Here is a 10,126-nt window from a genome sequence, read left to right as displayed (position 1 = left end):
AAATCGAGTAGGAGGGAGCGATTAACTCCCGTCCTCTCACACCACCGTACGTACGGTTCCGTATACGGCGGTTCAATTAAGATAATTGACGCAAGTTTTCATAACGAGCTTCAAGACTTTTCAGCCCTTGGTTTCTCCAATAGGAGTTACCAAGGGTTCTGTGTAATATTGGACTTTTTGAAATACGCCAATAACTCTTCCGAGTATTTCCCCATTCATACGCTTGCCATTGTGGTACGCCAAGTTGAATAAGGTTGCGTATCTTTGTTTTCGGTTTCTTCCAGTTCTTCCATAGACACATTCGAAGTCTTCTACGAATCCATTTATCTAATTCAGGGAATATAGATTTGGTGTCTGCTAACGCAAAATATCCACACCATCCCATTAGATATTGATTCAGTTTCTGAATGCGGTATTCCATCGGGTAGGGCATCTTGCGTGATGTGATTTCACGAACTTTATTCTTCATTCGTTTAAGGCTTTCTTTTGCGATACGAACCTTTGGCTCTTTATGATAGGTAAAGCTAAATCCTAGAAACTTACGTTTCCATGGACGGTCGACCGCTGATTTCTTTTCATTTACTTTCAGTCGTAGTTTTCCTTCAATAAATCGCTGGATACTTGCCATTGTGCGAAGTCCTGCTCGTTTACTTTTCACGTAAATGTTACAGTCATCCGCATATCGAACGAATTTGTGTCCTCTTCTTTCCAATTCTTTATCTAGTTCATCTAGTACAATGTTAGATAGTAGCGGACTTAATGGTCCTCCTTGTGGAGTTCCTTCTAATGTGCTTGACACCACACCATTAATCATGACGCCCGATTGTAAATACTTACGAATCAATTTCAGTAATGGTTTATCTTGGATTCTCTTCGCGAGTGTACCCATTAATCTGTCATGGTTGACCTTATCAAAGAATTTCTCCAAGTCCATATCTACAACCCATCGATATCCATCTCTTATATATTCTTTCGCTTTCCTCGCCGCATCATGAGCACTTCGGTTTGGTCGAAATCCGTAGCTGTTTTCAGAGAATGTAGGGTCGTACACTTTTGAAAGTACTTGGGCGATTGCTTGTTGAATCAAACGGTCTGTTACGGTAGGGATTCCTAGTAAACGAACACCGCCATCAGGTTTCGGGATTTCGACTCTGCGGACTGGCATCGGTTCATAAGTTCCCTTGAGAATTGCTTCTTTAATCGATAGCCAATTTTCAACTATGTGCTGTCGTAGATTTTGTACGGGCATCATATCTACTCCGTGGCTTCCTTTATTCTGTTCTACACGTTTTAGTGCTTGAAGCATGTTCTCCCGTGACAGGATTTGATTCAAAAGCATCGTTATTCTCCTTCCGTGAATAGCTGTTCTCTTTATGCCAGTGGTCACTCCACCCTCCAAGAGGTCCCCCACGGGATTCACCGCTTCCTTCCTCAAGTGAGGTACTACGTTTTCTGTGTTCATCATGACTCACTGAATGCCAAGGGCTATTCTCTCTTCATTGTTCGGTCCTTCTCAGTTGTTCTAGACCAACTAATACTATGACCTCTGCTGACTTCTGATGGTTCAGCTACTTATCACTAAGTAGGTTATGAAGTGTACTTCACGTATCCATCAGACCTCCCTGGGTAAGAATGTAATCTTTCCTTCCATCTATCTGCTTCATTTACTCTGTATCACCTTCGGCAGAAAGGACTTTGTTTTGTTGTGCAAACTCATCCAATGATACCTAGCCTTGTATGAAGTTCGTGTTCCTCAGACCGGAAGTTTGCCGCTCGCTTCCTTCAGATTCCGCGTCACCACAGACACCCTTGCGTTAAGCTAACCGTTACTTCTGCCTTCACGGCTCGGGACTTGCACCCTATAGATTACATCCATGCCAGGCGCACACAGAAAAGCTGTACGAAAGACATTGTATATTGGCTTTCGTACAGCTTTTTCATTTAATCTAGCCGAATCGCTCTTCGATTTTTTCCAAAAAGTCTTGATAATGATTCGTATACAATTGGAACGATAAATAAAGTGAGAACTGTTGAACTAAATAAACCACCGATTACGGTAATGGCTAATCCTTTTGAAATTAAACCGCTTCCTTCTTCCTCAAATATAAGCGGAATTAATGCCCCCATTGTTGCAATAGCCGTCATCAATATCGGTCTTAATCGAGTGCTACCCGCCTCTAATATTGCTTCTCGCATCTTCATTCCGTCATATTCCATATGAACGATGCGGTCCACTAAAACAATCGCATTCGTTACAACAATTCCGATTAACATAAGAAGTCCCATCATCACTGAAACGGATATCGTTTCATCAAAAATCCATAGCAATCCTAAGGCTCCTATCACGGTAAAAGGTAAAGAAAATAAAATGGCAAATGGAGCGAGCCCTTCGCTGAACGTTACTACTAATATAAAATAAACAATCGCCACTGCCGCAAGACATGCAAGACCAAGTTTCACAAAAGCTTCTTCCATATCTTTTGTTACTCCTGCAGCTTCAATCTCAACGCCTTTTGGTAATTTTAATTTCTCAAGCCTTTCTTCCACTTCCGTAGAAGCTTTCGTAATGTCCTTACTTGTAATCGTACCAGAAACTGTTGCATAAAATTTCCCTTTACTTCGCGAAACTGTATTGGCAACCGTTCCTTTTTTCACTTCAACTATATCTCCAATTGTCACAACACTTCCTGTTGGAGTAGAGAGTGGAGTTTGCAACAACGCTTCAAAGTTTTGTGGTATGATTTTATCTTTGCGAATAATAACATTGACGTCTTCTCCATCTTTTTCAATCGTTGTTAATACTTGTTCCGGCATATGAGGATTTAATAAATAAGCGATTTGTGCAGCTGATAAGTGATATTGCAAGAGGGTTTGTTGATTTACTTTCAATGTATATTCATCAAATCGTTCCGCCAGACTTGTCGAAACATCTTTTACATACTTTGAATCCTGCATTATATCTTCTATTTGCATAACAGCTTCTTCTAAATCAACTTGATCGTTGCCGTAAACTGTATAACTTAATTCGTTATTCGAGACGGACATATTGAAATTTTGATTTTTCCATTTACCAGAATGATCTAAATTGGCTAAGTAATTTTCGATCTCTTTTGTCACTTCATCAAAGTTTTCTGTTTCTTCATTAAAAATTAAGAACATTAAAGCTCCATTATTGCTGCCCATACCCATCATCATATTATCGCTTGAACCGATGGAAAGTTGAACAACCTCCACATCTTCTCTTGCCATCATTTCCTGTTCTACTTCAGACACATTTTGTAATATCGTATCTTCCGTTTCACCCGGCTCTGGTGTATAGGTGATATAAAGCATTTTTTGTTCTTCTGTTGGCAAAAAACTAAAGCCGAGAATAGGAATTAAACATAAGCTTCCAACAAGTAATAAAAAAGCAACAAATGAAGTAATCAGTTTATGATTTAATGTCCAATTTAAAAATTTCCTATAATATTTTGCCAACATGCTTTTGGTGGATCGATGCCCTGTAACTCTATTTTCCTTATATAATTTTTTCTTAAAAAGTGAATGTGAAAATGCTGGTACCACGGTAATTGCTACAAGCAAAGATGCGAGCAATGCAAAGGTTATTGTCAGTGCAAATGGGAGAAATAATTCCCCAATCATCCCTCCAACAAATACTAGTGGTAAAAATACTGCAATGGTAACCAATGTAGAAGATAATATTGGTTTAAACATTTCAATCGTTGCAGAGCTTATTAATGCTCGTCCATATAAAGGTTCGTTTCTTAAATGGAGCCTTCTGTAAATATTTTCAACGACCACAATCGAGTCATCAATAACCCTCCCAATTGCTATCGTCATCGCACCTAATGTCATCATATTTAACGTAATATCTAGAGAATACAAAATCATAAAAGCAATCAATAAAGATAATGGTATGGAAATTACAGAAATCAATGTTGATTTGATATCTCTTAAGAAGAATAAAATGACAACAATTGCTACCACTGCGCCAATAAAGGCTTTATTTAACATGGTTCTGACAGACTGTTCAATTGGTGCACCTTGGTCTAAAGTAACATCAATGATTAACCCTTGAACGGATGACGTTAATTCATTCGCTAACGCTTTCGCTTCCTTAACGACTTCCAGCGTATTGGCATCTTGCGCTTTAACAATTTGTAAAGTGATTGCCTCTCTACCATTCGTTCTTGATACAGACTCCACTTTCCCAACAAAATGAATAGTTGCAATTTCACCTAACGTAACAAAAGGATAAGGGTAAATCTGGGAAGGGGTAATTGGTATAACTATATTCTTTAATCCTTCAATTGTCGTCAATTTACCATCAATTACGATTGATTGCTCTTCATCCTGAAACGGAAATAATCCAAGAGGCACTCGGACGTTGCTCGATTGAATCATTTGTTTTACATTTTCCTCTGTTATCCCAAGAGAAGCCATTTTCTCTTCATTAAAATGTAACTCAATTTCATTTACATGTTGACCTGAAATCGAAACAGACGCCACACCATCAATTCCTTCAAATTTTGGTGCGACAATTTCTTCTACCGTCGTTGTAAGTTCTGCAATATCTTCTGTTTCACTTGAAATACTAAAAGCCAATATTGGAAATGCATTAATTGTTACTCGTGTAATATTTGGCTCCTCTGCATGATCTGGAAGTTTTATTTGTTCAATGGCTGACTTGATTTCCCGTTCGGCATTAACAAGGTCAATACCATACTCAAATTCAATTTGCACATTTGATAAATTGGCATAGGAATTAGAGTATACATTTAGAACTCCTTCTAAGTTTGCAACAACTTTCTCCAAAGGTTCTGAAATTTCTTCCATCACCTGTTTTGGAGTTGCTCCAGGATACACTGTCGTAACCGTAATAACTGGAATTGATATATCAGGAATAGTCTCCATATTCATTTTAGATGTAGAGTATATTCCTGTACCTAAGAAAATGAATGTTAGTAACCAGACAGCTAGTTTATTCCTTAGCACAAATCGAAGAATCCCATTCAATGGTCATTCACCTATCTTTGATGGTTAATTATTTATTTTTATTTTGTGCAATCTCATTTTTTCAATGCTGAAAATTCATCATTTTACGAGCTAGAGAATCAATTCATCATTTCCTATCAATTCGACCAGATATTTGCCAGCATAGAACGAGAAGCTTCAAAATAAAAAAAGCCCTTGTAATGAGTTACAAGGGCTCTAAACTAGTGATTATTTTGAAATAATGTGGATTGGGTTGCCAAGTAATACTTCCGCAGTTTCCATTGTGATTTCGCCTAAAGTTGGATGCGGGTGAATTGTAAGAGCGATGTCTTCAGCTGTCATACCGCCTTCGATTGCTAGGCAGATTTCAGAAATCATGTCAGAAGCACCAGCACCTACAATTTGTCCACCGATGATAAGGCCATCTTCTTTACGTGCAACAAGTTTCACAAAACCTTCTGTTTGATTTAATGCTAATGCACGACCGTTTGCTGCGAATGGGAATTTCGCAACAGTTACTTCGATACCTTCAGCTTTCGCTTGCTCTTCGCTATATCCAACAGATGCCATTTCTGGGTCTGTGAAGCAAACAGCTGGAATTGCTAAGTAGTCAACTACAGATTTATGTCCTGCAATTGCTTCAGCAGCAACTTTTCCTTCATAAGAAGCTTTGTGAGCAAGTTGTGGACCAGGAACAATATCACCAATTGCATAGATATTTGGAATATTTGTACGGCATTGTTTATCAACTTTAATTAATCCTCTTTCGCCGAACTCAATACCGATTTGTTCAAGACCAAGTTCATCTGTATTTGGTCTGCGTCCAACTGTTACAAGTACGTAATCTGCTTCAACTTTCTTCTCTTCGCCGTTTACTTCATAAGTTACAATTACGCCATCTTTAGTTTCTTCTACACCTTTAGCAAGGGCGTTCACTTCAATTGTAACACCTTTTTTCTTCAGACCTTTTTTCACGATTTGAGTCATTTGTTTCTCAAATCCTGCTAAGATGTCGCTTGCACCTTCAAGGATTGTTACTTCAGTACCAAAGTTTGCATATGCTGTTCCTAATTCTGTACCGATGTATCCTCCACCGATTACAACTAATTTTTTAGGTAATTCTTTTAAGTTTAACGCACCAGTAGAGTTAATTACACGATCAGAATATTTGAATGTTGGGATTTCCACAGGACGAGAACCTGTTGCAATAATTGCATTTTTAAATTTATAAGTTTGAGCTTGGTCGCCATTTACAACGCGAACAGTATTTGCATCAACGAAATAAGCTTCACCTTTTACAACATCAATTTTATTTCCTTTTAATAGACCAGCTACTCCACCTGTAAGTTTTTTTACTACGCTGTCTTTGAAAGCTTGCACTTTTTCAAAATCAAGTTTTACATCAGAAGTAATAACACCCATATCATCTGAATGTTTTGCTTGTTCGTAGCGGTGAGCAACTGAAATTAACGCTTTTGATGGAATACATCCAACGTTTAAGCATACTCCGCCCACTTCATTTTTTTCAACAACTGTTACTTTTTGTCCAGTTTGTGCTGCACGAATTGCTGCAACATATCCACCAGGACCTGCTCCAACTACAAGAGTGTCGATTTCGATTGGAAAATCTCCTACTACCATTTGTTACGCCTCCATTAATAAAAGTTCAGGATCACTTAGTAAACGCTTCAAATAATTCAAAGCATTTTGAGCTAAAGCTCCATCGATCATACGATGATCAAAGCTCAATGATAATGCTAACATAGGTGCTGCTATAATTTCACCTTCTTTTATTATAGGCTTTTCTGAAATTCTTCCAAGTCCTAAAATTGCTATTTCTGGATGATTAATCACTGGTGTGAACCATTGGCCTCCAGCAGAGCCTATATTTGTGATGGACATTGAGCCGCCTTTCATCTCGTTTGGAGCAAGTTTTCCTTCACGCGCTTTTGTTGCTAAATCATTGATTTCGGACGCAATTGTAAAAATTGATTTTCTGTCCGCATGTTTGATAACTGGAACAAGCAACCCACGTTCAGTATCGGCAGCAATTCCAACATTATAATAATGTTTTTGAATAATTTCTTGTGTTGCATCGTCAAATGAACGATTAAATTCTGGGAATTCTCTCAACATTGCCACTAACGCTTTTACCACATAAGGTAAATATGTTAACTTGACGCCTTTTTCAGCCGCAACATCTTTGAATTTTTTGCGATGAGCGACTAAATTCGAAACATCTACTTCGTCCATTAAAGTTACATGAGGAGCCGTTTGTTTGGAATGAACCATTGCTTTTGCAATCGCTTTGCGAATTCCAGATATTTTTTCTCTCGTCTCTGGGAATTCACCTTCCAACACAGGAATTTGTGGAATTTCTGCAACCGCTTCTTGTTTTTCTTCCACAACTTTCGGCGCTTCTTGAACAGTTTGCCCGCCTTCCATATAACGAATGATATCCTCTTTTAAGATACGACCGTTTTTCCCTGTACCTTCCACTAATTGAATATCAACACCGTTCTCTCTAGCAAACTTGCGAACGGAAGGCATCGCGATTACACGTTTAGCAACTTCAATTTCAGAAGATAGTGGTACTTCCTTTGTTTCCTGTTGTTTCGTATCTTCTACTTTTCCATCTTCTGCTGTCGCTTGAACTTGCGCTTCAGTTTTAGATGAATCTTCCTCAACGTGCGCATCACCTTTAAATTGCATGTTTTCATAACCTGGTGCATCTAAGCGAATGAGCACATCTCCAACGACAGCTACACTGCCTTCATCGACTAAAATTTCTTCTACTTTACCTGCAACAGGAGAAGGAATTTCCACTACTGCTTTATCGTTTTGAATCTCACATAAAATATCGTCCTCATTTACCTCATCACCTGGTTTCACAAACCATTTTACGATTTCACCTTCGTGGATTCCTTCGCCGATATCTGGCATACGAAATTCAAACGCCATTACGTCCACCCTTTCATCAATTAGAATGTTAAAACTTTTTTCGCTGTTTCGATAATGTCTTTGTAATTAGGTAACCAAACATTTTCAGCTTGCGGGAACGGATAAATTGTATCTGGTGCTGCCACTCGAAGTACCGGAGCTTCTAAACTTAATACCGCTCTTTCCATGATTTCCGAAACGACATTTGCCGCGATTCCAGCTTGCTTTTGTGCTTCTTGAACAACAATTGCACGATTTGTTTTTTCTACAGAAGCAATGATTGTGTCAATATCAAGTGGTTGCACTGTGCGAAGGTCCACTACTTCTACAGAGTATCCTTCTTTCTCTAATTCTTCTGCAGCTTTTAAGCTTTCATGCACCATTAATCCGTAAGCGAAAATGGATAAATCTTTTCCTTCTCGTTTTACATCTGCTTTACCAATTGGAATTGTATAAGCTTCTTCAGGCACTTCTTGACGGAATGAACGATATAGTTTTAGATGCTCTAAAAAGATAACCGGATCATTATCGCGAATAGCTGAAATTAACAACCCTTTCGCATCATATGGCGTTGAAGGAATCACAACTTTTAAGCCCGGTTGTTGAGCCATTAATCCTTCTAAACTATCAGAGTGCATTTCAGGCGTGTGTACACCGCCCCCAAATGGCGAGCGAATCGTAATTGGCATATTAAACGTACCGCCAGTGCGGAAACGATAACGAGCAATTTGTCCGCTAATGGAATCCATTACTTCATATACGAAACCGAAGAATTGAATTTCCGGAACTGGACGAAATCCTTGTAAAGCTAAACCGATTGCAAGACCACCGATTCCTGATTCAGCAAGAGGAGTATCGAATACCCGATCCACTCCAAATTCCTTTTGTAAACCTTCAGTTGCTCGGAATACCCCGCCGTTTACACCGACGTCTTCCCCGAACACTAACACATTTTCATCATTTTTCAATTCTGTGCGTAAAGCATCAGTAATCGCTTGAATCATCGTCATTTGTGCCATAGGTTACTTCGACTCCTTTGCTTTATAGATTTCGTATTGTTCTTTTAGATTGAAAGGCAGCTCCTCATGCATGATGGAGATTAAGTCAGTTACTGTTTGTTTTGGAGCTTGGTCCGCTAATTTAATAGCTTCTTTGATTTCTTCTTTCGCTCTTTCAATCACTTCTGTTTCTTTCTCTTCAGACCAGAGTCCTTTGCCTTCTAAATATTTACGGAAACGTACAATTGGGTCTTTTTTCGCCCATTCATTATCAATATCTTCTGTACGATAACGCGTTGGATCGTCCCCTGACATTGTATGCGGTCCGTAACGGTAACAAATTGTTTCAATTAATGTCGGACCTTCACCAGCTACAGCACGCTCACGTGCATCTTTTGTTGCTACATAAACAGCTAATGGATCCATTCCATCTACTTGAACACATGGAATACCTGCTGCAATTCCTTTTTGTGCAAGTGTTTTTGCAGCTGTTTGTATGTCACGAGGAGTAGAAATCGCATATTGGTTATTTTGAATAAAGAAGATTGCTGGCGCTTTGTATGCCCCTGCAAAGTTGATACCTTCATAGAAGTCACCTTGAGATGAACCACCGTCACCTGTATATGTTACTGCTACATTCTTTCCGCCGCGCTTCTTAATTCCTAAAGCAACCCCAGCTGCTTGAATGTATTGGGCACCAATAATAATTTGAGGAGGTAAAATATTTACACCTTCAGGAATTTGGTTTCCAATGAAATGTCCACGGCTAAATAAGAATGCTTTCCATAACGGTAAGCCATGCCAAACGATTTGAGGAACATCTCTGTAACCTGGTAAAATCCAATCATCTTTTTCCAATGCAAAGTGGGAAGCTAATTGGGAAGCTTCTTGTCCTGCAGTTGGCGCATAGAATCCAAGTCGTCCTTGTCGATTTAGAGAAATAGAACGCTGGTCTAAAACTCTTGTGTAAACCATGCGAGTCATCAGTTCTACCAATTCTTCATCAGACAATTTTGGTTCATACTCTGGGTTCACAACTTCTCCGTTTTCATTTAAAATTTGAAACATTTCAAATTTGCTTTCAACATCTTGTAATACACCTTTTGGATCAAAAACTTTCCCACTCATAAAACACCTCTCCTTTATCTGTATCATTTTTTATAACCCGAAAATTGATACAACCTTCAATTTAC

6 protein-coding genes are annotated in these 10,126 nt (G+C 38.8%); all 6 read right to left on the bottom strand.

Annotation, left to right across the window (positions count from 1 at the left end):
• Positions 1 to 76 precede the first annotated feature (76 nt).
• The 6 genes from ltrA to pdhA all read right to left on the bottom strand — a co-directional run bounded on the left by ltrA (position 77) and on the right by pdhA (position 10,061).
• Entirely contained in the window at positions 77 to 1,339 is a 1,263-nt protein-coding gene (ltrA, locus tag NST98_RS17180) for a group II intron reverse transcriptase/maturase (protein WP_340715687.1), read from the bottom strand.
• Between the two features lie 602 nt (positions 1,340 to 1,941).
• Complete coding sequence (locus NST98_RS17175) at positions 1,942 to 5,016, bottom strand: efflux RND transporter permease subunit (protein WP_340715634.1); 3,075 nt, start codon at positions 5,014 to 5,016, stop codon at positions 1,942 to 1,944.
• Positions 5,017 to 5,223: 207 nt separating this feature from the next.
• Positions 5,224 to 6,636: a dihydrolipoyl dehydrogenase gene (lpdA, locus tag NST98_RS17170; protein ID WP_016838298.1), complete on the bottom strand. Its 1,413-nt coding sequence runs from the start codon at positions 6,634 to 6,636 to the stop codon at positions 5,224 to 5,226.
• 3 nt (positions 6,637 to 6,639) lie between these two features.
• Positions 6,640 to 7,956, bottom strand: a complete 1,317-nt coding sequence (locus tag NST98_RS17165; protein WP_096550558.1) for a dihydrolipoamide acetyltransferase family protein — start codon at positions 7,954 to 7,956, stop codon at positions 6,640 to 6,642.
• A gap of 20 nt (positions 7,957 to 7,976) precedes the next feature.
• Positions 7,977 to 8,954 carry an alpha-ketoacid dehydrogenase subunit beta gene (locus tag NST98_RS17160; RefSeq protein ID WP_016838296.1) on the bottom strand — a complete coding sequence of 326 codons (978 nt, stop codon included), beginning with the start codon at positions 8,952 to 8,954 and terminating at the stop codon, positions 7,977 to 7,979.
• Between the two features lie 3 nt (positions 8,955 to 8,957).
• Positions 8,958 to 10,061 (bottom strand): pyruvate dehydrogenase (acetyl-transferring) E1 component subunit alpha, encoded by a 1,104-nt coding sequence (pdhA, locus tag NST98_RS17155; RefSeq protein ID WP_016838295.1) that lies wholly within the window; start codon positions 10,059 to 10,061, stop codon positions 8,958 to 8,960.
• Between the last annotated feature and the right edge of the window lie 65 nt (positions 10,062 to 10,126).

The organism is Ureibacillus sp. FSL W8-0352 (assembly GCF_038004345.1).
Classification (GTDB): domain Bacteria; phylum Bacillota; class Bacilli; order Bacillales_A; family Planococcaceae; genus Ureibacillus; species Ureibacillus thermosphaericus.
Note: the sequence above shows the minus strand (reverse complement) of the source record. Positions and strands in the feature narration are given on the sequence as shown.

What these genes read in the sequence shown, in the direction of transcription:
- ltrA (WP_340715687.1), bottom strand. Translation starts at nt 1,339, where the DNA reads ATGCTTTTGAATCAAATCCTGTCACGGGAGAACATGCTTCAAGCACTA.
- NST98_RS17165 (WP_096550558.1), bottom strand. Translation starts at nt 7,956, where the DNA reads ATGGCGTTTGAATTTCGTATGCCAGATATCGGCGAAGGAATCCACGAA.
- pdhA (WP_016838295.1), bottom strand. Translation starts at nt 10,061, where the DNA reads ATGAGTGGGAAAGTTTTTGATCCAAAAGGTGTATTACAAGATGTTGAA.
- NST98_RS17160 (WP_016838296.1), bottom strand. Translation starts at nt 8,954, where the DNA reads ATGGCACAAATGACGATGATTCAAGCGATTACTGATGCTTTACGCACA.
- lpdA (WP_016838298.1), bottom strand. Translation starts at nt 6,636, where the DNA reads ATGGTAGTAGGAGATTTTCCAATCGAAATCGACACTCTTGTAGTTGGA.